This is a genomic window from Dankookia sp. GCM10030260, assembly GCF_042666655.1.
In the GTDB taxonomy this organism is placed as follows: domain Bacteria; phylum Pseudomonadota; class Alphaproteobacteria; order Acetobacterales; family Acetobacteraceae; genus Paracraurococcus.
The window spans coordinates 773328-796656 of record NZ_JBHTDE010000002.1 but is presented as its reverse complement, the minus strand read 5'-3'; the positions used below and the strand labels follow the sequence as shown (position 1 = coordinate 796656).

Annotated in this window: 18 protein-coding genes; 5 read left to right on the top strand and 13 right to left on the bottom strand. The window is 71.2% G+C overall.

Features of this window, described 5'->3' with window-relative positions; translation table 11 throughout:
- Positions 1-10: 10 nt before the first annotated feature.
- From ACFQS7_RS10225 to ACFQS7_RS10205, 5 genes are read right to left on the bottom strand one after another with little or no spacing between them, the layout of a single operon-like run.
- Positions 11-2395 carry a 3-hydroxyacyl-CoA dehydrogenase NAD-binding domain-containing protein gene (locus tag ACFQS7_RS10225; protein WP_380066942.1) on the bottom strand — a complete coding sequence of 795 codons (2385 nt, stop codon included), beginning with the start codon at positions 2393-2395 and terminating at the stop codon, positions 11-13.
- Complete coding sequence (locus ACFQS7_RS10220) at positions 2395-3531, bottom strand: thiolase family protein (protein WP_380066941.1); 1137 nt, start codon at positions 3529-3531, stop codon at positions 2395-2397. The genes ACFQS7_RS10225 and ACFQS7_RS10220 overlap by 1 nt, the downstream gene beginning before the upstream one ends.
- Positions 3532-3546: 15 nt before the next feature.
- Positions 3547-3966, bottom strand: coding sequence for a MerR family DNA-binding transcriptional regulator (locus ACFQS7_RS10215; RefSeq protein WP_380066940.1), 420 nt, complete (start codon positions 3964-3966; stop codon positions 3547-3549).
- Complete coding sequence (locus tag ACFQS7_RS10210; RefSeq protein ID WP_380066939.1) at positions 3963-5663, bottom strand: long-chain fatty acid--CoA ligase; 1701 nt, start codon at positions 5661-5663, stop codon at positions 3963-3965. Before ACFQS7_RS10210 ends, ACFQS7_RS10215 begins: the two co-directional genes overlap by 4 nt.
- 26 nt (positions 5664-5689) lie before the next feature.
- Positions 5690-7024: an OmpP1/FadL family transporter gene (locus ACFQS7_RS10205; protein ID WP_380066938.1), complete on the bottom strand. Its 1335-nt coding sequence runs from the start codon at positions 7022-7024 to the stop codon at positions 5690-5692.
- Positions 7025-7164: 140 nt separating this feature from the next.
- Here ACFQS7_RS10205 and ACFQS7_RS10200 point away from each other — a divergent pair, with 140 nt between their 5' ends.
- Positions 7165-7494: an SCP2 sterol-binding domain-containing protein gene (locus ACFQS7_RS10200; RefSeq protein ID WP_380066937.1), complete on the top strand. Its 330-nt coding sequence runs from the start codon at positions 7165-7167 to the stop codon at positions 7492-7494.
- A gap of 189 nt (positions 7495-7683) precedes the next feature.
- Positions 7684-8595, top strand: a complete 912-nt coding sequence (locus ACFQS7_RS10195; RefSeq protein ID WP_380066936.1) for a crotonase/enoyl-CoA hydratase family protein — start codon at positions 7684-7686, stop codon at positions 8593-8595.
- On the opposite strand, the gene ACFQS7_RS10190 is transcribed toward ACFQS7_RS10195, so the two are convergent.
- The 7 genes from ACFQS7_RS10190 to ACFQS7_RS10160 all read right to left on the bottom strand — a co-directional run bounded on the left by ACFQS7_RS10190 (position 8596) and on the right by ACFQS7_RS10160 (position 17904).
- Entirely contained in the window at positions 8596-11070 is a 2475-nt protein-coding gene (locus tag ACFQS7_RS10190; protein WP_380066935.1) for a response regulator, read from the bottom strand.
- Positions 11067-11903, bottom strand: coding sequence for a response regulator (locus tag ACFQS7_RS10185; RefSeq protein ID WP_380066934.1), 837 nt, complete (start codon positions 11901-11903; stop codon positions 11067-11069). The genes ACFQS7_RS10190 and ACFQS7_RS10185 overlap by 4 nt, the downstream gene beginning before the upstream one ends.
- A 9-nt stretch (positions 11904-11912) precedes the next feature.
- Positions 11913-13598 (bottom strand): sensor histidine kinase, encoded by a 1686-nt coding sequence (locus tag ACFQS7_RS10180; RefSeq protein WP_380066933.1) that lies wholly within the window; start codon positions 13596-13598, stop codon positions 11913-11915.
- A gap of 231 nt (positions 13599-13829) precedes the next feature.
- Entirely contained in the window at positions 13830-15056 is a 1227-nt protein-coding gene (locus ACFQS7_RS10175) for a polysaccharide biosynthesis/export family protein (RefSeq protein ID WP_380066932.1), read from the bottom strand.
- 304 nt (positions 15057-15360) lie between these two features.
- Positions 15361-16545, bottom strand: a complete 1185-nt coding sequence (locus tag ACFQS7_RS10170; RefSeq protein ID WP_380066931.1) for a glycosyltransferase family 2 protein — start codon at positions 16543-16545, stop codon at positions 15361-15363.
- A gap of 163 nt (positions 16546-16708) precedes the next feature.
- Positions 16709-17185 (bottom strand): helix-turn-helix domain-containing protein, encoded by a 477-nt coding sequence (locus ACFQS7_RS10165; RefSeq protein ID WP_380066930.1) that lies wholly within the window; start codon positions 17183-17185, stop codon positions 16709-16711.
- Positions 17186-17205: 20 nt separating this feature from the next.
- A complete protein-coding gene (locus ACFQS7_RS10160; protein ID WP_380066929.1) occupies positions 17206-17904 on the bottom strand; it encodes a sugar transferase in 699 nt (232 codons plus the stop codon).
- Between the two features lie 641 nt (positions 17905-18545).
- Here ACFQS7_RS10160 and ACFQS7_RS10155 point away from each other — a divergent pair.
- A complete protein-coding gene (locus ACFQS7_RS10155; RefSeq protein ID WP_380066928.1) occupies positions 18546-18896 on the top strand; it encodes a hypothetical protein in 351 nt (116 codons plus the stop codon).
- A 250-nt stretch (positions 18897-19146) separates the two neighbouring features.
- On the top strand, positions 19147-20712 hold the full coding sequence (locus tag ACFQS7_RS10150; RefSeq protein WP_380066927.1) for a hypothetical protein: 1566 nt from the start codon (positions 19147-19149) through the stop codon (positions 20710-20712).
- Between the two features lie 10 nt (positions 20713-20722).
- Here ACFQS7_RS10150 and ACFQS7_RS10145 read toward each other — a convergent pair whose 3' ends face one another.
- On the bottom strand, positions 20723-21562 hold the full coding sequence (locus ACFQS7_RS10145) for a hypothetical protein (protein WP_380066926.1): 840 nt from the start codon (positions 21560-21562) through the stop codon (positions 20723-20725).
- Between the two features lie 693 nt (positions 21563-22255).
- Here ACFQS7_RS10145 and ACFQS7_RS10140 point away from each other — a divergent pair.
- Entirely contained in the window at positions 22256-23323 is a 1068-nt protein-coding gene (locus tag ACFQS7_RS10140) for an ABC transporter substrate-binding protein (protein WP_380066925.1), read from the top strand.
- Positions 23324-23329 lie beyond the last annotated feature (6 nt).

The following is a 23329-nucleotide window of genomic DNA, read 5'->3' as shown; positions in this document are numbered from 1 at the left end:
CGGGCGATCCCTAGTTCCGCAGCGGCCGGCCGGTTTCGAGCATGTGCTCAACCCGGGCCAGGGTCGCCGGCGTCCTCAGCAGGGCCATGAAGCTGCGGCGCTCCAGCGCATGCAGCTCCGCCTCGGTGGTGTCCTCGGTATGGTCGCGGCGGCCGCCGGTCAGCGTCTCCGCCAGGTATTCGCAGACCACCACGTCATGCGGCGTGGCGCGGCCCAGGGCGACCTGCTGCTGCACCGCCATGGCCAGGGCGGCACGGCCGGAAGCGCCGGGCAGTCGCACCGGCTTCACCTCGGCCGGGGCATAGCCTTCCACCAGCGAGAGGGCGCGCGCCTTTGCATCGGCCAGCAGCCGGTCGCGGTTGAAGGTGATGCCGTCGGCCGGGCGCAGCAGCAGCATCTCCTTCGCCTCGAAGGCCGATTTCGCCACCTGCGCGGTCGAGATCATCTCGAAGGCCTTGGCGACGGGCGGCATCGGGCCGCGCGGCGCCTTCGGATTCTCCGCCCAGCGGCGCAGCATGGTGGTGCAGCCGCCCCAGCCGGGGATCAGGCCGACGCCCACTTCAACCAAGCCAATATAGGTCTCGGCATGCGCCTGCACCGCGTCGCAATGCAGCAGGATCTCGCAGCCGCCGCCGAGCGCCATGCCGGACGGCGCGCCGACCACCGGGAAGGGCGCGTCGCGCAAGCTGCGCATGGCCTTCTGTCCCTGCTCGATCAGCCCCTCGATCTCGCCCCAGGCGGCGATGTTGGCGGCGAACAGGGCAAGGCCGATATTGGCGCCGACGCTGAACTGCTCGCCCTCGTTGTGGATGACCAGTGCCTTGAAGCCGCCCTTCCTGCCCATGGCGACCGCCTTGCCGATCATCTCCACGGTGCCGGGATCGAGCGCGTTCATCTTGCTGTGGAATTCGAGGCAGGCGACCCCGTCGCCGACATCCCAGAGCGAGGCGCTGCCGTTCTTCGCCAAGGGCTGCGTGCGGCGCTTGATGTCGGCCAGCAGCAGCACGCCCGCCGGCCGCGGCACGGCGTGGTAGCCGCCATCGGTGCCGAGGTATTCGAGGGTGCTGTCCTGCACGCGGTAGAAGGCCCCTTCCCCGACCTGCGCCAGCAGCGGCGGCACCGGGCGGCCATCCTGGGCCAGTGCCTTCGCCAGCCAAGCCGCGCCCAGCTTGTCGATCAGCTCGAAAGGCCCGTATTGCCAGTTGTAGCCGAGCCGCATCGCGGCATCGACATCGGCGACGCTGTCGGCGATCTCCGGCACCAGCGCCGCGGCATAGCCCAGCGTGTCGAGCAGCACGGCGCGGGCATAGCGCCCGCCGCGATCGGGGTGCTCGGCCAGCGCCCGCAGGTCGCGCAGGGAAAGGCTTTCGAGCTGCGGCTTGTCGCTCGCACGGTAATCGCCGGTGGTGAGGTCGAGCGCGCGCTTCAGGCTCTCCCCGCCTGCGCCCTTCTCCCGCGTGTAGAAGCCGCCCTTGCCCTTCCGGCCGGTCCTACCCTCGGCGATCATGCGGGTGATCAGCGTGTTGTCGCGCAGCCCCAGCACATAGGCGTCGGTCTCCGGCAGCGTCGCCTTCATGCTGGCGGCGACATGCGGCATCAGGTCGATGCCAACGAGGTCCAGCAGGCCGAAGACGCCGGTCTTCGGCACGCCCAGCGGCCGGCCCATCACCGCATCCGCCTCCTCCACCGTCAGGCCGAGGTCGAAGGCGCGGTTGATGGCGGACTGCATCCACATCCCGCCGATGCGGTTGGCGATGAAGCCTGGGCGGTCCTTGCAGGGGATGACGGTCTTGCCGAGCACGCGGTCGCCGAATCCGGCGATGGCCGCGAGCGCATCAGGCCGCGTCGCCGGGCCGCGCACAACTTCCAGCAGGCGCATGTAGCGCGGCGGGTTGAAGAAGTGTGTGATGAGAAAGTCGGCGGCGAAGCCCTCCCCCAGACCCTCGGTCAGCGCGGAGAGCGGGATGGTGGAGGTGTTGGAGGAGACGATCGAGCCCGGCTTCCGCACCGCCTCGAGCTTCGTATAGAGCGCGCGCTTGGCGTCCGGCCGCTCGACGATCGCCTCGACGATCCAGTCGCAATCGGCCAGCAGCGGCAGCCCGCCCTCGATGTCGCCCGGCGTGACCAGCCGCGCCGCGCTCTTCTGCATGAAGGGCGCCGGGTCGGTCTTCAGCATCCGCTCGATGGCCTTGGCGGCGCCGCCCGGGACGATGTCCAGCAGCACCACCGGCACCCCGGCATTGGCCACCTGCGCGGCGATCCCGGCACCCATGACGCCGGCGCCGATCACGCCGACCTTGCGGATCGGCGTCGCCGCCGGTTGCGCCTGCGCGGCCGGCCCCGCCGCGGCGCGCAGTTCCGTCTCCACCATCGTGGCGCCCGTGGTCAGCGACATCACACCGCCTCCAGCACCGTGGCGATGCCCTGTCCGCCGCCGATGCACTGCGTCGCCAGCGCATAGCGGCCACCCTGGCGCTGCAGCAGCTGTGCCGCCTTGCCGGTGATCCGCGCCCCGGTCGCCCCAAGCGGATGGCCGAGCGCGATTGCCCCGCCATCGAGGTTCACGCGGGCCTCGTCGATGCCGAGCTCGCGCATGCAGGCCAGCGCCTGCGACGCGAAGGCCTCGTTCAGCTCGACCACGTCGAGATCCTTCGCCGCGATCCCCGCCCGCGCCAGCGCCTTGCGCGAGGCGCCGATCGGCCCCAGCCCCATGACATCCGGCGCGCAGCCATCGACCGCGACCGACGCCACTCGGGCCAGCGGCGTCAGCCCGTTGCGTCGCGCATACTCGGCCGAGCAGACCAGCAGCGCCACCGCGCCATCGGTCAGCGGGGACGAGGTGCCTGCGGTGACCGTGCCATCCTGGCGGAAGGCCGGCTTCAGCCCGGCCAAGGTCTCGGCGGTGGTCTCGGCACGGATGCAGCCATCCTGCGCCACTTGCTTGCCCGCCGCCTCGACGGCGACGATCTCCGCTTCCAGCCGGCCCTCCGCCTGCGCCGCGGCGGCCTTCCGCTGGCTGCGGACGGCGAAGGCCTCCTGCTCGCCGCGGGTGACCTGGTGGCGGCGGGCGACATTCTCCGCCGTCTCGCCCATCGAGATGTAGGCCTGCGGGAATTCCTGCGCGAGGCCGGGATGCGGCATGGGGTTGAAGCCCATCATCGGAACCCGGGTCATGCTCTCGACCCCGGCGCAGAGGAAGGCCTCGCCCGCGCCCATCTTGATGGCACCCGCCGCCTGGTGGACCGCCTGCATGGACGAGCCGCAGAAGCGGTTCACCGTGGTGCCCGCCACCCCTTCCGGCAGGCCGGCGATGAAGGCGATCAGCTTGGCCGCGTTCAGCCCCTGCTCGCCCTCGGGGAAGGCGCAGCCCAGCACCAGGTCCTCGATGGTCGCGGGGTCGATGCCGGCCTCCGCCACCAGGGCGCGGACCACCTGCGCCGCCATCTCGTCCGGCCGCAGCTTCACCAGCGCGCCCTTGTGCGCGAGATGGAAGGGGGAGCGGCGATAGGCCGCGATCACCACGTCAGTCATGCCGCATCTCCTCGTTCATTCGGCGGCGCGCGTCGCGTCGGCCGCCTCCGTATCCGTCTCCGGCCGTCCCGCCATGGCGGCGCGCGCCTCGCTCTCCACCAGCCGCAGCTCGCCGAGCGTCTGGTCCAGGTCGCGCCGCTGCCGTTCCAGCTCCTCGATCCGCTGCCGCACCCGCCCCAGCAGCAGGCTGATCTGGCTGTGCTGGGTATGGTCGGCGTCATACAGGTCGAGGAATTCGCGGATCTCGGCGAGCGAGAAGCCGAGCCGCTTGCCGCGCAGCACCAGCAGCAGCCGGGCCCGGTCGCGCCGGTCGAAGACCCGCGTGGTGCCGGCGCGGCGCGGCGCGATCAGCCCTTTCACCTCGTAGAAGCGGATGGCGCGCGGCGTGACGCCGAATTCTTCGGCGAGCTGGTTGACCGTGAAGAGCTGCGTCATCCCGTCCGGCCCCGCGCGTCAAGTTCCGCCTTCAGCTCCTTCTTCGACAGCTTGCCCACCGCCGTGCGCGGCAGCTCGGCGCGGAGCTCGACGAGTTTCGGCAATTCGATCGCTGAGAGCCGAGTCTTGAGGAAGTCCCGCAGCGCCTCGGGCGTCGTCGTGCTGCCGGGCTGCAGCTGCACGAAGGCCGCCGGGCTCTCGCCGCGATAGGCATCCGCCTGGCCGACCACGGTTGCCGCCACCACCTCCGGATGCTGGTACAGCGCCTCCTCGATCATCCGCGGATAGACGTTGTAGCCGCTGCAGAGGATGAGGTCCTTGATGCGGTCGACCAGCGTCACGCTGCCGTCCTCGGCCATGATCCCGACATCGCCGGTGCGGAGGAACCCGTCCGCGCCGATTGCCGCCGCGGTCTCCTCGGGACGGTTCCAGTAGCCTGCCATGACATTGGGCCCGGCGACGCAAAGCTCGCCCCGCTCGCCATGCGGCAGCACCCGGCCGGGATCGTCCAGCGCGCGGATCTCGGCGCGGATGCCCGGCAGCGGCAGGCCGATGCCGCCCTCCTGCAGCGTGCCCTCGACCGGGTTGCAGAAGCAGACCGGGGAGGCCTCGGTCAGCCCGTAGCCCTCGACCACGCGGCAGCCGCTGCGCGCCTCGAAAGCGTGCTTGATCTCGAGCGGCAAGGGCGCGCCGCCGGAGATGCAGATCTTCACCGAAGCCAGGTCCGCCGTCGTCGCGCCGTGGTCGATCACCGCCTTCAGCAGGGTCGGCACGCCGTGGAAGATGGTCGGCCGGGTGCGGCGGAGCGCGGCGACCAGCATCGCCGGCTCGAAGCGCGGCAGCAGGATCAGCTGCGCCCCCTGGCCGATCGCCGCCCCCAGCACCGCGGTCAGCGCGAAGACATGGAAGAAGGGCAGCACCGCCAGCATGCGCTCCTCGCCGGGGCGGCATTGCGGCGACCAGGCCATGACCTGGCGCAGGTTCGCCGCCAGGTTGGCATGGGTCAGCATCGCACCCTTCGGCGTGCCGGTGGTGCCGCCGGTATACTGCAGCACCGCGATGTCGTCCGGCCGCGGCGTCGGCTGCGCGACCGGCGCTGCCTCCAGCAGCCGCTCCCAGCGCAGCACGCGTGGGTCGCCCCGGGGGATGCGGCCGATCGCCTTGCGCTTCGCCAGGCGGAACAGCCAGTCCTTCGGGAAGGGCAGCGCCGCGGCGAAGGGACAGGCGACCACTTGGCGCACCGGGCCATCCGCCAGCAACCCGAGCACTCGGCCCAGCACCGGCTCCAGGTCGGGCGCGACCATGATCTCGGTGCCGGAATCCCGCGCCTGCGCGGTCAATTCGGCCGGCACGTACAGCGGGTTGAAATTCACCACCGTCGCGCCGCAGCGCAGCGCGGCGAAGTAGGCCACGACATAATGCGGCCCGTTCGGCAGGCAGAGTCCGATCCGCGTGCCCGGCCCGGCGCCGAGCGCGCGAAACCCTGCCGCGGCGCGCGCCACCAGGGCGCCGACCTCGGCATAGCTCCAACCCCGGCCCATGAAGTCGAGGCAGGGCCGCGCGCCGAAGCGCGCGACCGACGCCTCGAAGAGTTCGACCAGCGTCATGGGCGGCAGGGGCATGTCCCAGGCGATGCCCGCCGGATAGGCGCGCAGCCAGGGCGGTGCCGTATCGGGGGATTCGCCTGGGATGTGCATGTCCATGCCGCCCGTCACTCTTCTGCTCAGAAGGCGAAGCGAAGCTGCGCGGTCACGATGTCGACCGACGCTGAGTAGGTGGAGGCCAGGTTGCCACGAAACAGGTTCGTGTTGTTCGGCCCCGGGTCCTTCAGGTTCACGCTCGCGTCAGCCGCGAAGATATGCGTGTAGGCCGCGCTCAGCGTGATGTTGCGGTTCATCTGGTAGCTGGCGCCGGCCGAGAGCCAGTACCGGTCGTTGTCCGGGATGCGCGGGGTGCGGTCGGCATCGCGCACCGGCGTCTGGTCGTAGGCGACGCCGGCCCGCAGGGTCAGGTCCTCGTTCCAGCGGTACTCGCCGCCGAGCGAGGCGAAGACGGTATCGCGCCAGCGTTCCTCGGTCACCGAAGGCGCGCGGCCATTGTCGAAGGTGACGGTCAGGTCGCGGAAGCGGGACCAGTTGGTCCATTCGAGACCGGCCAGCGCGGTCCAGCGGTCGTCGATCCGCTGCCGCAGGCCGAAGGTCACCGTCTCCGGCGTCACCAATTTGGCCTGGGCCAGGGTATTGGCGAAGCTCGGCGAGAGCGAGATCGGGAAGGGTACCGCCTGGAATTGCGCGTCGCCCTCCAGCGTGTGGAACATGGCGGAACGGAAGGCGAGGCCGACCCGGGTATTGGTCAGCGGCTGCCACTGTGCGCCGAGGGTGAGGCCGACCGCGGTGTTGTCGCCGGTGACGGTGGAGCGCCCGTCGCGTGCCCCTGGCACGAAGCCCGGGATGCGCTGTGCCGCGCCGATGGCGCCGAAGTCGACCGCGTTCGACAGCCGGGCGCTGGCATACTGGATTTGCAGGCCGGCGCCGATCGAGAGGCTGGGCAGCACCTGCCAGGAGACCGCCGGGGTGATGTTCACCGTCTTCAGCGAGGAAGTGAGCGCGTGGTAGCGCGCGATGCTGTCCTCCGCCTGCTTGGTCACCAGCCCCCAGGGCGCTGTGACCGAGAGGCCGAAATGCCAGTCGGGCGCCAGCTGCAGCGTCGTATGCATGGCTGGGACGAAAGCATCGAGGCCGATATCGCCGCCGGTCGAGCCGGTGATGCGCGAGCCGCCGAGCGCCGCGTTGCGCGTGGCGTTGCCGGAGGTCGATTCGGCCGAGGGGAAGATGCCGGAGCCGACGATCGCGCCCTGCACGCCGGGCAGCGAGGACATGGCGGCGGGGTTGAAGAACATCATGCTGGGATCATCGTCGCGCGCCGCGGCGCCGGCGAAGGAGGCGCCCTGGCCGACCGCGCTGTGCTCGCGCAACTCGTATCCGGTGGCACCGGCCTGCCCGGCCAAAGCGAGCGTGCCGATCCCGATGCCGGCGGCGCGCAGGAATGGACGTCCCATGTGCTTCCCCCTTCTTGGTGGTCCGGCCTTAGGATGGCCCGGACGCGACCGCCCGCCTTGCTGGAGGATTGGCCGCGAAAACTAAGCTAACGATGGGTGACGTATAGGTCAACGCATGTCTCTATGCGACATCATGGCCGGTGCAGGAGGATGCGATGGATTCGGCAAGCTTGATGGCGGCGATGCAGGAGAAGGCTGAGTTGTTGCAGCAGCTTGGCTACCGCATGCGATTCGACCTGACCGATATCGGCGAGAGCGTGCTGCTCGACGCCACCGGGCCGGGGGTGGCGATCGGCCCGGCGGACGAGACGACCGAGGCGGATACGGTGCTGCGCCTCACGGCGGAGAACCTGGGCAGGCTCATGGCGGGAAAGTTGAGCCCGGTGCTGGCTTTCTCTACGGGCAGGCTGAGGATTGAGGGATCGAAGGGCGTCGCGATGAAGCTCGCGGGGTTGCTGGACGGCGACTGAACCAGTTGCGGTTGGTGCATTCCATTAGACGATGCAACTGTGGCGGAGGCGCATCAGTGGCTTTGCCTTTGCCTGTTAAAAGCAACCTCTACGTTTATGGCCTATTGTATAACATATTCGTGAGGCCCTAGGGTAGCCGCCGAGGCCGCCATTCCCGGCGCCACCGCGTTTCCCGACGAGGCTCCCGCCATGACCTTTGTTCGCAGCCCGATGGCCGCCGGTTACCAGAACCAGGCCCTGGTCAGCAGCACCCAGCCCGTCCGCCCGGTGGCGACGCATGAGACGCTCGACACCGCCTATGACGCTGACCGCGGCATCTACTGGTGCCGGCTGCGGCCGACCGGCCGGCCCTGCTTCAGCCCTGAATTGCTGCGCGACATCGCGTCCATGCACGCGGCGATCCCCGAACTCTTCGCCGCCGATGCGCCGCTGCCGGCGCCGCGCTGGTTCGTCTGCGGCTCGGCCATCCCGGGCATCTTCAACCTCGGTGGCGACCTCGGCCTGTTCCGTGACCTGATCGCCGCCGGCGACCGCGACGCCCTGGTGCGCTACGGTCATGCGGCAGTGGCGGCGATCCATCGCAACCACACCGCGCTCGACCTGCCGATGATCACCGTGGCGCTGGTTCAGGGCGATGCATTGGGCGGCGGCTTCGAATGTGCGCTCGCCCACGACCTCATCGTCGCCGAGCGCAGCGCCAAATTCGGCCTGCCGGAGGTGCTGTTCAACCTGTTCCCCGGCATGGGCGCCTACAGCTTCCTGTCCCGCCGTATCGGCCGCGCCGCGGCGGAAAACCTCATCCTCTCGGGCAAGGTCCATACCGCCACGGAGATGCAGGCGATGGGGCTGGTCGACGTGCTGGCCGAGGATGGCGAGGGAGAGGCGGCATTGCTGGCGCATCTCGACCGCAGCGGCCGCTTCCACAACGCGCATCAGGCCATGTACCGCGCCCGCCGCAAGGTGGACCCGGTGACGCTGCACGAGCTGCGTGAGGTGGTCGAGGTCTGGGCCGAGGCGGCGCTGCGGCTGTCGGAGCAGGACCTGCGCCGCATGGCGCGGCTGACCGGGGCGCAGGACCGGCGGATCGCCGGCGCGGGGTGATCAGGCGGCGCCGTCCGCGCTGTCGTCCTGCCCGGCCGCGCGCACCCGCTCCAGCTCCTCCGCCAGCAGCGCCGCATGGCGCGGCCCCGCCACGGTCAGCGCCTGCGCCGGCAGCGCCTCGGCCGCGCTGGCCAGGGCGAAGACTCCGCGGGCGCCGAGATTGGCCGCGCTGCTGCGCAGCGCATGCGCCGCCGCGCGGAACCGCGCCACATCGGCCTGGGCCACCGCCGCCTCGAGCGATCGCATCACCTCCGCCGCATCGGCCAGGAAATCCCGCACCAGCTCGGCCGCGAAGCGCCGGCCGCCAAGGGCGACGAGGTCCGCCGTCACCGTCGGGTCCAGCGCCGGCGGCGCCGAGGGCGGCACCGGGCGAAAGCGCGGATGGGAGTCGATCGGCGTCACCGCCGGCGCGACGCGCGCCGGCACATGCGCCGCCACCGCCGCGGCGAGCTGCGCTGGCTCGATCGGCTTGACCAGGCAGCCGTCCATCCCCGCCTCGCGGCAGCGCTCGGCCGCCTCCGGCGTCGCGTCCGCGGTCAGCCCGAGGATCGGCACATGCCGCCGGCCCAGCGCCCCGAAGCGATAGAGCTTGGTCGCGGTGGCGCCGTCGGTCCCCGGCATGTTCAGGTCCATCAGCACCAGGTCGAAGTCCTCGGCCTCCAGCGCGTCGAGCGCCGCCTCTCCATCCTCGGCCAGCCGGATGACATGCCCTTCCCGTTCCAGGATCTTCTGCACCACCAGCCGGTTCACCCGGTTGTCGTCGGCCACCAGGATCCGCATCGGCGGCACCGCCCGGACAGCGGCGGCGGGCAGCGCGGCGCGTGGCAGCAGCGCGGCGGCAAGGGCCAGCGGCATGGCCCAGTCCGCGGGCGTGGCATCGGCCGGCAGCAACGCGCCGACGCGGCGGCGCAGCGGCTCCGCCGGCAGGCCGGGGCCGGCCCCGGCGCCGATGGCCAGGATGGGCAACTCCGCCGCCGTCCCGGCGCCGCGCAGCGCGGCGGCGACCGCCTCGGTCGCCGGCAGGGCGCCGGCCCCGGCGCAGACCAGCAGCAGCGCCGGCGGCGCGGCCTGCGGCCCCCACAGCGCAGCCTGGCTCGCCGCCGGCACAATCCGCGGCGACACCGTCATGCCGAGCGATGCGAGCAGCGCCACGACCGGCGCAGCGGCGTCCGGATCGGTCGCCAGCAGCAGCGCCTGCGGCGGCACGCCAAGCGCAACCTCGGTCGCGTCGCGCCGCACCGGCAGCAGGACATGGAAGCAGCTGCCCTCCCCCGGGGCGCTGCGCAGCCCGAGCTGGCCGCCGGCCAGCCCCACCAGCCCCTTGCAGAGGGCAAGGCCGAGCCCGGTGCCGCCGAAGCGGCCGGCGATGCTGTCGTCGGCCTGGGCGAACCGTTCGAAGATGCGCGACTGCGAGGCCGCGTCGATGCCGATGCCGGTGTCGCTCACCTCCAGCCGCAGCAGCAGGGCGTCGCCCTCCCCCGGCTCGGCATCCACCGCGATGGTGACGCTGCCGGCGGCGGTGAACTTCACCGCATTGCCCCCGAGGTTCAACAGGATGTCGCGCAGCGCCGTGCGGTCGGCCAGGATGCGCGGCGGGGTGCGCGGTGTTGCGTGCAGCCGCAGCAGCAGATGCTTCTCGCGCGCCTGGGCGAGCAGCAGGCCCCGGGTCTCCGCCAGCAGGGCCGCCAGGTCCACGCTTTCCGACCGCATCACCGTCGCTCCGGCCTCGATCCGCGAGATGTCGAGCAGACCGTTGATCTGTTGAAGCAGGCCGCGGGCCGCGACGTCGACGGTCTGCGCCATCTCCTGCTGCTCGGCATCGAGCGGCGTGGTGCGCAGCAGCCCGCCCATGCCGATGATGGCATTCAGCGGGGTGCGCAACTCATGGCTGACGCCGGCCAGGAAGCGGGTCTTCGCCTCGCTCGCCTGCTCCGCCGCCCGGCGCGCCTGGGACAGCTTGCGGATCAGCGTCGCGGCGTAAAGCGCCAGGATGACCGGGCCGACCAGCAGGCCGGTGGCGAGTTCCGGCAGCGCCCGCCAATAGGCCGTGGTCAGTGCCACCGTGCCGAAGCCGACGACGAAGGCGGCCATGCCGGCCAGCAGCCAGCGGGTGCCGAACCGGAAGCCGTTGCCCAGCGCGACCCAGAGATAGACCGGGAAGAACGGCGCCGCCCAGGCGCCGCCGACATGCAGGAAGCCGGACAGGAAGCCGGTATCGACCAGCAGGGCGAAGCTGCGGCGCGGCGTGCTCAGGCCCGGGGCGTGGCGGATATGCAGGAAGATGCCGAGCGCGCAGGCGCCCCAGAAGGCGAGCATCGGCAAGGCGACGGGCAGGATCGGCGCGCCGAAGGTCGGCAGGTAGACGGCGAAGACCGCGGCGAAGATCAGCCGATTGAAGCTCATCTCCTGTTCGGTGCCGACTTGGCCGCGCAGGCCGCCGAAGCCTGGACGGCGCCGCGCGGCCGGCGGGATCACCGATCCGGCTCCGGTCCCGAAGGGATCGAGCTCCCGGGGATGGCCGTCAGGGGGATGGAGGTGGTGATGACGGCGGTGACCTCACCGCTGGCATCGCGCAGCGGCGCCTTGGTGGTGAGCAGCTCGCCGCCGGCGCCTGCCTCCCGGTAGGGCGGCAACGAGGCACCGGTGGCCAGCACCGCGAGGTCGGCGGCGCGGCTGCGCTCGGCCCGACCGGCGCCGAACAGCAAAGCCGGACCGGCCCCGACCAGCTCGGCCGGGTGGGTGCCGAGCGCGGAGGCCAGCGCGACATTGGCGTAGATGCAGCGGCCGTCACGGTCGGTGGCACTGACCTGGGCCGGCAGGCTGTCGAGGATACGGGCCAATTCCTCGGCCCCCCGCACCGGCAGGGACCCGGGCGGCGGCGGGCCGGACGCCGCCGGCGGTTCGGGCACGACGGCGCCGCGCCGGCCGAGCGCAAGCAGGTTGCGGGCCCGCGTCACCAGCTCGAAATGGTCGATCGGGCTCTGCAGGAAATCGGTGGCGCCGGCATCCAGCGCACGAACCCTGAAGCTACGGTCGTCGTGCGCCGTCACCACCAGCACCGGCGTAGGCACGCCCCCTGGGCTGCCGCCCGGCAGGGCACGGAACCGGCGGGTGAATTCGGCGCCGTCCATCCCCGGCATCTTGAAGTCGGTGATCACCAGGTCGACCCGGTTGCCCTCCAGCCATTCAAGGGCGTCGAAGGGATCGCCGAAGACCTCGACCGAGACGTTGTCTTCAATGACCGAGGCCAGCCGGGCGAAGATGCTGCGGTTGGTGGCGCGGTCGTCGAGGATCAGGATCATCGCCATGACGGTCCCTCAGCTCCGGAGGCGGCGATCCGTCCGGGCCACGACTCGCCCGAGCGGCAGGTCCATGAGGCAAACAAGTCCGTCCGGTTGCCACTCGAAAGCAACCTCGCCGCCGAGCTGGTCATGGATGGTGGTGCGGATGACGCGGGAGCCGAAGCCGCGGCCGGTCGGCGGCGCGGCGATCCGCGGCCCGCCGGTCTCTGTCCAGCGCAATCGTAACCTGTCGTTGAGCTGGTCGATGCTCCATTTGAGGTCGAGCGCGCCTCCGGGTGCAGAGAGACTGCCGTATTTCGCGGCATTGGTTGCCAACTCATGCAAAGTCATGGACAGCGGCTGTGCCGCCATCGGCGCAACGGTCAGGGCTGGCCCGTCGAAGCTCACCCGGGTGCTCCCGGCGTTGCCGAGGAAAGGGTCGAGCTCGCCATGCAGCATGGCATTGAGATCGGCGCCCATCCAGCGGCTCTCGGTCAGCAGGGTCTGCGCCCGGGCCAGGGCAGCGACGCGGCCTTCGATAGCCCGGCCGAACTCCTGCGCGGTCGCCGCCTTGGTCAGCCGCAGCACCGCCTGGACAACGGCCAACGCGTTCTTCGCGCGGTGGTCGACCTCGCGCATCAGCAGGGCCTGTCGCTCCTCGGCTTCCTTGCGGGCGGTGAAGTCCATGTGCACGCCGAGGATGGGGCCGACACGGCCGGCCGGGCCCGGCATGCGGCGGCCGCGGCCCAGCAGCCAGCGGCATTCCTCGCCGCCGTCGCGGCCAGGGCGGAGGATGCGGAATTCGGCCTCGTATTCGCCGCTTTCCAGCGCCCGCCAGGCGCCGGCCCTTACCGCAGCGCGGTCGTCGGCATGGACCAGGCCAAGGAAACCCTCGAGCGTCACCGGCGCCGCGGCGCTGGCGGCACCGCCGAACAGTGCCGAGTGTTCCGGCGACCAGAGGAACCTGTCCCCCTCCGGGTCCCATTCCCAGGTGCCGATGCCGGCGACTTCCTGGGCCAGCCGCAGCCGCGCCTCGCCGGCCCGCAAGGCCGCTTCCGCCGCCTTCAGCGCGGTGGCGTCGGCGTGCACCTCGACCACCGCGCCGGTGGCGCCGCCGTGCCGCTGTATCCAGTGCGCGGCGACCACCACCGGCGCGCCGCCGCGGCGGCGGTGGCGCAACTCGCCCTGCCATTCGCCGGCGCTGGCCAGGCTGTCCTGCACCGACCGCCGGCCGCCATCGGGGAAGCGGGTGCCGAGCAGTTCATGCGCACGCTGACCGATCGCTTCCTCGGCGGTGAAGCCGAACAGCCGCTCGCAGCCGGTCGACCAGTGGCGGATGGTGCCGTCAGCGTCGCGCAGGATGACGGCACTGACCTCGAAGGCATGGCTGAGCTCGGCGACCATGTGCAGCCGTTCCTCGAGCGCCGCCTTATCCTCCCGCAGCGCCGTCACCCGCTGCCGGGCACGGAGCAGGATGCCGGTGCCGAGCAGCACCGGCAGGGCAGCACCGAGGCCCAGCCAGAGCAACGGAAGCCTGGGCAGCATCGGCGCCGATTCTGCCCGCGCGGCCGGCGGGGCGAACAGCAGCAGCGCCAGCCCTAGCGCCAGGGCGACGCCGCAGGCGGCGATGATCGTGGGCGCCGTCCCGGCCTCGGTCGGCGACAGGGACAGGCAGGCCCTGAGGACGCCGCGGCGTCCACCTGCGCGCCAGGGGCTGGGCATAGGGCCTCCGGATGTGGCGTTCGTGCCGGCGCTGGTCAGGACCGACCTCGCCCCCTCCGGGACCACGCCTGTCGCAGACGGCCCGCCGGGTCGGTGCGAATGGGCTCAGCATCGCATGGTTGTGTACGATACTCAATCACGAAACCACCGACCCCGTGAACGATAACGGTACCGTTTCGGTTTGCGGGTCCGACTTGGCGCCGTCGCCGGGACGGTCGGTGGCGCCCGTGGCTACTGCGCCATGGTGGCCGAAAGCGCCCCGGTCTGCGCGAACGGCAGGATGATCTGCATGAACTTCAGCAGGTCGGTACTGGGCGCGTTGGAGACGAAGATCAGGTCGTTGTGCCGCATCGGAAAGCGCTGCACCAGGAACATCGAGGTCGGGTTGAGCAGGTCCGCCCGGTAGACGGTCGGCACCTCCTCGCCCGCGAACGCCGCGGTGGCGATACCCAGCCGCGCCAGCGCCGCGCGGCGCTCGAAGCGGAACAGGAAGACCGCGCTCGGGTTGGCGCGGTCGTCCTGCAGGCCGCCGGCCCGGGCGATCGCGTCGCCGAGGCTGAGTCGCCGGTCCTCGAAGGGGAAGCGCCGGTTGAGCTGGGTGATGCTGGCGGTCTGGCCCACCGCGCCCAAGGCCAGGAAGTAGCGCTGCTGCCGGGCGACGATGATGGTGTCGTCCGCGGCCAATTGTACGTTCAGCTGCGGGTCTTCCACCACATCGGCCAGGATGGCGGACTCGGAGACGCCGCCGCGCTGCAGGGTGACCAGCGTCTCATGCGGCGCGAAACGGGTGCCGCCGGCCCGGGCGATGGCGCCTAGCAATCGCTCGCCGCCCGGGTCGAGCGAGAAGCGCAGCGACTGCGACACGTCGCCGATCACCGAGATGACGGCGGAGCGGCGCTCCACCAGAGTGACGATCACCTGCGGCTCCAGCGCCCGCTGGCGCAGCCGGCCAGCGATCGCCTTCTCCAGTTCGCCGGCCGTGCGGCCAGCGGCCCTGATCTCGCCGGCGAAGGGGATGGTGACCAGCCCTGCCCGGCCGACCTGCTGCTGCGGCAGGGTGACGAAATTGCCCGGCCTGGCGCCCGAATCGGCCGGGATGAAAAGCCCGCCCGACTGGGTCTCGAACACCGTGATGCTGAGGATGTCGCCGATGCCGAAGCGGCTCTCGGCGGCGGCGCGGGATCGCATCCCGGCGCTGAACAGGTTGAGCGGCGTGTCGCCCTCGGCCCGCGCGACCACCCCGCTGTCGAGCGTCACCACGGCGTAGTTCATCGCGGGGTCGGAAGCCGGACCGGGATCGCCGGCCTGTACCGTCGCCGGCTTCATGATGCCGGCGATGCGCGGCCCGCTGCTCGGGATGAAGTCGTTGCAGGCGGCGGTGGCCAGAACCGCTGTGGTGGCACCGGCACGAAGCAGTCGGCGCCGCGCGAGGGGCCTGATAATGTCCGAGGCTGACATCAGCTATCCCTATGGAGGCGATGCACACCGCCGGACGGCGCCCGTGCCGGCAACGGCCCGGTCGGCGGATACCCGCGGATCGGTCCGGCACTGGCGCGAGGCGACCGACACCGCACCAGCCGCCAGGTGGGGAACCCGCCAGGGCAAAACCTGGCATTGGGTGCCGATAGGCTCGGTGCGGGCGCCGCGGCGCGTTCGCTGAAAAGAAAAAATGCGTTCAACGCAAACTATCTTCACCGGTCCGAGAGTTCAACCATAAGGTATTCCAACCGACAGAAAAGATGTGCCTGGCCGCGTTCCACACTCAGCCAACCATTTCGTCCTGCCGCACCGGCCCCGCGAGGGGCTGTGCGGCAGAGACGCTGGCCGTCTCGGCGGCAGGCGGAATCGCCGGCGTCGCGGCACGGCCGCCGCCGGCGACGCTGCGCAAGAAGCCCGCCGCCCAGCTCAGATGCATCGTCACCAGCGCCGGCCCGGCCGCCAGCAACCAGGGATCGCGCCGGGCCGCCGCCTGCGCCGCGCCCCAGGCCAGGCAGCCCAGCGGGTAGACCAGCGCCAGCACCGACAGCAGCGGCAACACCGGCAGGGCAAGCAGACCGGCCAGGCACAGGCCAAGGGCGATCACTGGCGCCATCTGCCGCGGCCGTGGCTTCAACCGGTGCTTCAGCAACGTCCGCGCCCGGCCTGCACCGTGGCGGAAATACTGCCGGGCCAGCGCCCCCAGCCGCTTGCGCGGGAAGTAGGTCACCGGCTCGTCGGCGCACATCCAGACGCGGCCACCGGCCAGCTGTGCGCGGTGGTCGAGTTCGGCATCCTCGTTATGGGTGAAGCTCTCGTCGTAGCCGCCGACCGAGAGGAAGAAGGCGCGGTCGAAGGCAGCATGGTGGCCATGGTCGACGAAGCCGGAGCGCGGCTTCGCGCGGTGCGCCGAGCCGCCGTTGCCGAGCCGGCTGGACTGCGCCGCGGCGATGGCGCGCTGGAGCCCGTGGCCGGGCTGCGACCGGTTGCACATCGGCACCACGACCGAGGTCGCGCCGGTGCGCAGCAGGTCGCCGACGCAGCGGCGGATGAAGCCGGCCGGGTACTGCGCATGCGCATCGGCGCGGACCAGGATGGTGGCGCGCGGCGACGCGACGCGGGCCGCGAGGTTTACCGCCGCCGACTGGATCCGCCGCGGGTTCGGCAGGACGCGGATGGTGGGGAAATCCGGGCCTGGATGGCGCGCGGCGAAGGCCTCGACCAGCGTCACCGTGGCGTCCTGGCTGCCGCCGTCCATGACGATGATCTCGCAGGCCGCCGCAGGCCACTGCTTCACCAGACTGGCCAGACAGGTCTCGATATAGCCCGCCTCGTTCAAGGATGGCACGACGACCGTGACGAAAGGGTGCGCGGCGGCGCCGCCGGCGACGAACTCGAGCGGCGGCTGCGGCGCCGGACCCACGGCGGCGACGCCGGCATCCCGGAGGAGGGTCCCGGTGGAGTCGGTCATGCAATGCCTCTCTTCGTCGGTCGGGCGCCGGACGCCGCCGGCCCTCGCGCCGGGCAGCTGCGGGGCCAGGGGGCGCGCAGCGGGGGAAGGGCTCGGCCGGGCCGGGTCGGGCCGGACAGGTGCGCAGGCATGGCCGGGCCGCACCCTGCGGATCGCAGGCCGATCACGGCCGGGCCTTGCCGGGCGGGACGGCGACGGCGCCGGACATGGTATTGGCCAGCGAGAGGAGGGCGGCCCGGTGCGCCTGATCGGTGATGGCGGCGAAGGCCCGCGCCAGGCTGGCGAACTCCTCTGGATGGGGCATGCCCGGCTCGGCACGCGCGGTGGCTTCGTTCAGCAGGTCCTCGACGCGGACCTCGAGCGCCTTGGCGATCGCCACAAGGCGGCTGGTCGCCACCCGGGAGATGCCGGCCTCGTAGCGGTGGAGTTGCGCATTGGTGACGCCGACATGGCTGGCGAGCTGCTTCTGGGTTCGCCCGGCGGCGCGGCGCAGCGCCCGGATCCGCAGCCCGACTGCGACATCGGCGGCGGTCGGCGCCCGGGTCTGGCGGGCCGGCGCCGTAGCCTCCCCCTTCGGGGTGATCGGCCGTGCCTGCGGCTGGGCCGCTGCCACGGGGCTGGCCGACAGGATCAACGCCATGGCCTGGCCCGCCGCGCCACTCAGACCGCGCCGCGGCGCCTGAGCACCGCCGGTATGGTCTTCAGCAGGATGGCGATGTCGAGGCCGATGGCCCAGTCGCGGACATAGCGGCTGTCGAGGCCGACCCGCTCCGCATAGGTCGTGTCGCTGCGACCGCTGATCTGCCAGAGCCCGGTGATGCCCGGCCGCATCTCGCAATAGGCGGCGGCGGCGGCGGGGCTGTAGTGGAGGTCGAGTTCCTCGCGGACCACCGGGCGGGGACCGACCAGGCTCATCTCGCCGCGCAACACGTTGAGGAGCTGGGGCAGCTCGTCGAGGCTGGTACGGCGCAGGAAACCGCCGATCCGGGTGATGCGGGGGTCGCGCGGAAGCTTGCGGCGGGTCGCCCATTCCTCGGCGGCCACCGGGTCGGTGGCCAGCAGGGCCGCCAGGCGCTTGTCCGCATCGGTCACCATCGAGCGAAACTTCAGGCAGGGGAAAGCGCGACCACCGCGGCCGACCCGGGGGTGGCGGAAGAGGATGGGACCGCCATCGCCGCGGACGATCAGGGCGATGAGCAGCATCAGCGGCAGGGCGAGAGCGAGGAGCGTCCCGGCGCCGAGCAGGTCCAGGCCTCGTTTGAGGTGGCTCTCAAGGCCAGCCCGGCGGTCCCTACCGCGCAGCGCGACAAAACCATGGGTGGAAGACGATGCCCGACCCGAGAAGTAGATGTCTGACATGCCTAGCCCCGTCGTCCGATGCTGCGGCGTCCCGTGGCAACCAACCGATGGTCGCTTCAGGTCGCTAACCTCACGCACATTCTATCAAGGTAAATGATTAGGCAAGATTTTCGCGCATCTGGTTTGCGAAAAATCACCAGTGCGTGTGTCGCCGCAGCGTCGGCAGGTTGCGCAGAATGCAACTCCCTGATGTAAGCCGAGCATTGTCTCAGTTGGCGGGACCCGCCCCATGATGCCGGTTGTGGCGCAAGATCTTTTGATGAGCCCTGATCCCGGGCAGCCGTGCGGGTCCCGGAACGGAAGCGACCGTTGAGAAAAACAACCTTTGGTTGCGCCGCACCAAACGGAAGAAACACTAAATTGTGATTTCGCAGGCGCGAAACAGGCCATGCCGCGCGGCGAGATCCGTCAGGCGAAACTTGGCCAAGGATGGAGCGACGCCCGGCATCCCCTGGATGTGCCGGGACGCCATGCGGCGTCCCGCACTTCGCCCTGCCTTGGCCATGATTGCTGATTAGAAACTTCGTATCGGCATCCTTGCCACCGCGGCCGCCACGGCCGGACCGGTGACGGGGCACTGGCGACGATGCGGGTTTCGGCACACGACGATGGATGATTTCGGCGATCACACGCGTGCGGGCTTGCCCTGTGCGGATTCCAGCGTCACCGGCTGGACGCTCACCGGCGCCACCACGGTCGGCGTCGCCATGATCCCGGGCGGGCAGGTCGAGCGGCGGCAGCTGCGCGAAGGCTGCCGCCTGCGCCAGACGATCGAGGTGCATCGCCGGGATGGCTCGGTCTGGACCGCCTATGCGCGCCAAACCGCCCTGCCGAAGGATCCAGGCGAAGCCAACCGCGCTGCCGAGCAGGCCGCCTGCGTGCTCGGGCTGCTGGCCCAGGCCGTGGCTGCGGCCGATACCGCCCGATTGGCGCGCGGCGCGATGTTGGAATGGACCCCGACGCCGCCGCCCTGGGCCGTGCACTACGACTGAGATCCGGCCGACCACCGCACCGTTCGTTTGCGGCTGGCAAAGACCGCTCATTCCTGGCAAGCATTCGCCGTTGGCAAGGCGGGCCCCGGAGGCCAGCCGATCCGACCCGCGCGGGGGACCTTGCCCTGACAGCGGCGAGCGACCCCGGAGATGCTCCAGCTTCATGCCGCCGCATCGCCTTCCCGCACGCGTATCGTCCACGACCGCGGGCACCGCGCGGCCGGACGCAACCGGCCTTGCACTGCGCCTCGTGACCGTGACGCCGGCCTATGCCACCTCGCTGCTGGCCCGGCGGCGGCCCGCGGCGCAGGCCAACCCGACGGCGGTCCGCAGCTATGCCGACGCGATGCGGGACGGCCGCTGGATAATCAACGGTATGCCGGTCATCCTGTCCCGCCAAGGCAGCCTGCTGGACGGGTTGCAGCGGCTGGAAGCCTGCCGAGAGGCCGGTATCCCCTTCCCCACCTTCCTGGCCGAGAATGTCGGCGACGACGTTCTGCACACGATCGACCAGCAGCGGCGCCGGTCCTTCGCCGGGGTGCTGGAGGCGCGCGGCATCCGCCATGCGCATGCGGTGCAGGCGGCGCTCGTCAGGTTGCTGCACTATGACGATGGGCTGCTTGGCCGGAGCGCCGGCGCGCCCACCTGGGCCCGCATAGATCGCGCCCTTGCCGGCAACCCCGACCTGGAGGTCGCGGTGGCAGCGAGCCTGAGCGGGATCGACACCACCCTGCCCGAGCCGGTGCGGACGCCGCTGCTCTTCATGGGGCGGCGGGCGGACCCGGCCGCGATGGCCCACCTGCTGGCAGTCGTCGCCAATGCCGACCGCCACCCGGTCACCGAGCCGGGGGTGCTGCTGCGGCATGAGCTCGACCGCGGGCGGGAGGACCGCCTGGCCCGCCCCTCGCCGACCCGGCTGCTCGCCTTGGCGATCCTTGCGTTGAATGCCACGCGGCAGGGCACGCCGCTGCGCCGGCTGGCCTGGGCCGGGGATGCTGCCTTTCCACGGCTGGAAGGCTATGGCGGGCTCGGCGAAGCGGGGCCTAAGGCGATCCCGCCGTCGTCCATCCCGGCTGCGGCGCCGGCGGCGATCGACGCCCGTATCGAGACGATCGACCCGGCACGGGCCGAGGCCTATCTGCGGCACAATCTCCGCAACCGGCGGGTCATGCAGCCGCATGTCACCGCGATCGCCCGCGACATCGTCGCCGGGCGGTGGATGCTGAATGCCCAGCCGATCTGCTTCGCTGCGGACGGCCAATTGCTGAATGGCCAGCACCGGCTGATGGCAGTCATCCTGGCCGACGGCGTCATCGAGGTGCCGGTGATCCGCGGCCTGCCGGACGCGGCGCAAGCGACCTACGACCTGCAAGCCAAGCGTCCGCCCGAATTCGGCCCGGCTCTGGAAAGCTTCGGCGACCGCGCCCTGGTCGCCGCCATGGCCAATCTGCTCTGGCGACGGGAGCTGCGGCAACCCGGGGCGCGCCACGCCAAGGCGACCGCCGCCGAGATCCGAAGCATCGTCGCCGAGCATCCGCGGCTGCTGGAACTGCGCAGCTTCGGCCGCAAGATGATCGACCATGGGCGCGCCTCGGTGATGGGGTACGGCGCCTATGTCATCGAGCGGTCCGACCCGGCCCGCGCCGCGGAATTCCTGCGCGCGCTGGAGACTGGGGCGGAGCTGGCCGCCGGCCACCCCATCCTGGTGCTGCGCCGGCAACTGCAAAGGCTGCGGCGCGACAAGGTGCCGCAGGAGGACCAGCTCGCCGCCCTGCTGGCAGGCTGGGAACGCTGCCGCGGCCGGCCGATCCGCTGACCCGCCGCGCCTAGTCCGGTCCGAGCACCTGCCCGGCCAGGGCGACCGCCCTGGTGGCGTCCGGCGTCACCGCATCGGCACCAAGCGATGCCGCCGCCGGTGGTGGCGCCGGCAGCAGCCAGCCGGAGACCACGCGGATACCGTGGTTGCAGGAGGCGCGGCGCATCTCGGCCACCAGCACCGCGAGCCGGCCGAGATCGGTGGCGTCGTCGATGCTGAACCAGGCGAGGTCGAAGCGGTCATGCCCGGCGATGGTGCTGGGGTCCTCCTCGGCAAGGCGGCCGCAGCTCCGCACCGACCAGCCTGCCCGCTCGAACAGCCGCAGCACCACCGCATGTTCGAGGCTCGGCGCCAGCGCGCTGCCGGCGACGAGCAGGGCGGAAGCGCCGCCACGCGGCCGCGCCGCGGTGGCCAGGCCGTCGTCGTCCAGCCCGATCAGCAGCATGCGCAGGCGCCAGACGCCCATGAGGTAGCCGGCCTCGTCGGCCGGTTCGCCGGCGCGCTGCCGGCGCAGCCAGGCTGCCGCCGGCAGCAGCACGTCGTGGCAGACCGCCTCAAACCGCGTGCCGCCGGGGTTGAGCGCGCGCAACGCCCGCGCCGCTTCCGCCAGGTCGAGCCCAGGCAGAGCGCGCGACAGCGCCGCCGCCTCGGCCAGCCAGGCCCGCTGGACGGAGCCGATATCGGGCAGCGAAGCGGCCGGGCGGTGCAGCCGGGCGAGACCGGGCACGACCGAGCGCCGCACCACCGCTTCCAGCGCCGGATTGCCGTGCAGGCCGCCCTTGCCGCGATCCGCCGCGCGGGTCCAGCGCTTGTCCTGCTGGCGGGCCTGGGTCCCGAGGTCGTTGGGCATTGCGCGCCTTCCCCCGGCGCGATCAGCAGGCCGGACGGCGACGCGGGAAAGCGTATGCGCCCGCAGCCCGATGTCCCGGCAGCGGGCGGAGGTCGGCGGCCGTGCGGCGAGCAGCGTGAGCCATCATCCCCTCCATGGTCCGGCTGCCGTCGCGCGGGCGGCAGTTCGGCTCTCTCGGCAGGGATCGGCGTGCCGGTCGCCAGCTTGCGCCGCGGCGCATCCGGCATCCTGCTGGACGATGACCAGCGGCGCGTACCGGAGCTCCGGCGCGCGACGTTCCCTCTTTCGCCCGCTCGTGCGGGACCTTCGGCATGGACGCTACCTCCCCCTTGTTGCGGCATGCAACACGCCGCGTGCGGAAGGCTGCTGAATGTCAGCGGAAAATCGCCGCGTGGCGGCCTCGCCACACCACATCGAAACCGTGCATATCCCGTCCTATTGCTTGCGCAATACGCGAAGACCCCGCACCGCCGGCGAGGTTGGCTGGCGCGAACTGCGCCAGTGGTTGCCCGCCGTTGTGGCAAAGGCGCGCGACGCCAGGCTGCAGCGACACCCGACAGTGCGTGGCATGCGGTTTGCTGCGAGGAGCCCAGCGCAGCGCCGCTACCACGGCAGCTCCGGTAGGCGTGCCATCGTCATCCAGATCAGGGGGGGTGGGCCATGCCACATCGCCCGCCCCGGAGGGGACAAGCGATGTGTGACCGTTATGGGGCCTCGATCCTTCCCGACTATGCCGCCATCGGCCGCGCTGCGACGGCGACCCGTCGTGGCGTGATGAAGGCGACCGCGGCCAGCGTGCTGACCTTCGCCGCCGGCTTCAGCGGCGCGGCCCATGCCCAGGCCAAGGGCAGCCTGAAGTCGACGCACGGCACCGGCTTCTGCAACCTCAACCTCTTCCTCGCGCATTCGCTGCAGATGGCGAAGGAGGATGGGCTGGAGATCCAGTTCATCAACACGCCCACCTTCGCCGAGCAGGTGACCTTCCTCGGCATGGGCCAGGTGGACCTGGGCCTGATGCCGTATACTTCCTTCGTCGCGCTGCATAATGCCGGCGCGCCGGTCAAGATCATCGCCGGCGGCGGGATCGAGGGCTGCGCCATCGTCTCCCGCCCCGGCCTCACCACGCCGGCCAGCCTGAAGGGCAGGACGCTCGGCACCTTCCAGCTCGATACGCTGGAGGTCATGCCCTACGATTACCTGAAGAAGCACGGCATCAGCTTCAAGGACGTCAAGGTCCGCTACATGGGCAATACGCCCGAAGCGGTGGAGGCCTTCAAGGCCGGCGCGATCGACTGGATCTGCACCATCGAGCCCTATGCGACGGCGCTGGTGAACGACGTACCCGGCGCGACCATGCTGTCGGACGGCCGCGACATCTACGGCGCCGGCTACACCGATTGCGTGCTTGCGACGCGCGCCAGCCTGATCAAGGAGAACCCGGCAGCGCTGAAGGCGGTGATCAAGGGCATGATGAAGGCCCAGCTGATGGCCGAGACCAAGCAGGAGGAGACCCTCAAGCGCCTGATCGGCACCTACTACAAGACCTCGATGGCCAATGGCCAGATCGCCATGTCGAAGCAGCCCGCGGTGGTCGATGCGCGCAGCCAGACCGACTTCATCCTGAACCGCACCGACAGCCTGATGGAGATGGGCTACATCAAGACCAAGCCGGGCCGCGACGCGATCGATTGGAGCCTGCTGGAGCTGGTGATCGCCGAGAACGCGGCGCTCTACGCCCAGCTCAAGCACAAGTCGGCCTGAGGCCGG

What these genes read in the sequence shown, in the direction of transcription:
- ACFQS7_RS10225 (WP_380066942.1), bottom strand. Translation starts at nt 2,395, where the DNA reads ATGTCGCTGACCACGGGCGCCACGATGGTGGAGACGGAACTGCGCGCC.
- ACFQS7_RS10220 (WP_380066941.1), bottom strand. Translation starts at nt 3,531, where the DNA reads ATGACTGACGTGGTGATCGCGGCCTATCGCCGCTCCCCCTTCCATCTC.
- ACFQS7_RS10215 (WP_380066940.1), bottom strand. Translation starts at nt 3,966, where the DNA reads ATGACGCAGCTCTTCACGGTCAACCAGCTCGCCGAAGAATTCGGCGTC.
- ACFQS7_RS10210 (WP_380066939.1), bottom strand. Translation starts at nt 5,663, where the DNA reads ATGCACATCCCAGGCGAATCCCCCGATACGGCACCGCCCTGGCTGCGC.
- ACFQS7_RS10205 (WP_380066938.1), bottom strand. Translation starts at nt 7,024, where the DNA reads ATGGGACGTCCATTCCTGCGCGCCGCCGGCATCGGGATCGGCACGCTC.
- ACFQS7_RS10195 (WP_380066936.1), top strand. Translation starts at nt 7,684, where the DNA reads ATGACCTTTGTTCGCAGCCCGATGGCCGCCGGTTACCAGAACCAGGCC.
- ACFQS7_RS10185 (WP_380066934.1), bottom strand. Translation starts at nt 11,903, where the DNA reads ATGGCGATGATCCTGATCCTCGACGACCGCGCCACCAACCGCAGCATC.
- ACFQS7_RS10180 (WP_380066933.1), bottom strand. Translation starts at nt 13,598, where the DNA reads ATGCCCAGCCCCTGGCGCGCAGGTGGACGCCGCGGCGTCCTCAGGGCC.
- ACFQS7_RS10175 (WP_380066932.1), bottom strand. Translation starts at nt 15,056, where the DNA reads ATGTCAGCCTCGGACATTATCAGGCCCCTCGCGCGGCGCCGACTGCTT.
- ACFQS7_RS10170 (WP_380066931.1), bottom strand. Translation starts at nt 16,545, where the DNA reads ATGACCGACTCCACCGGGACCCTCCTCCGGGATGCCGGCGTCGCCGCC.
- ACFQS7_RS10165 (WP_380066930.1), bottom strand. Translation starts at nt 17,185, where the DNA reads ATGGCGTTGATCCTGTCGGCCAGCCCCGTGGCAGCGGCCCAGCCGCAG.
- ACFQS7_RS10160 (WP_380066929.1), bottom strand. Translation starts at nt 17,904, where the DNA reads ATGTCAGACATCTACTTCTCGGGTCGGGCATCGTCTTCCACCCATGGT.
- ACFQS7_RS10145 (WP_380066926.1), bottom strand. Translation starts at nt 21,562, where the DNA reads ATGCCCAACGACCTCGGGACCCAGGCCCGCCAGCAGGACAAGCGCTGG.
- ACFQS7_RS10140 (WP_380066925.1), top strand. Translation starts at nt 22,256, where the DNA reads ATGTGTGACCGTTATGGGGCCTCGATCCTTCCCGACTATGCCGCCATC.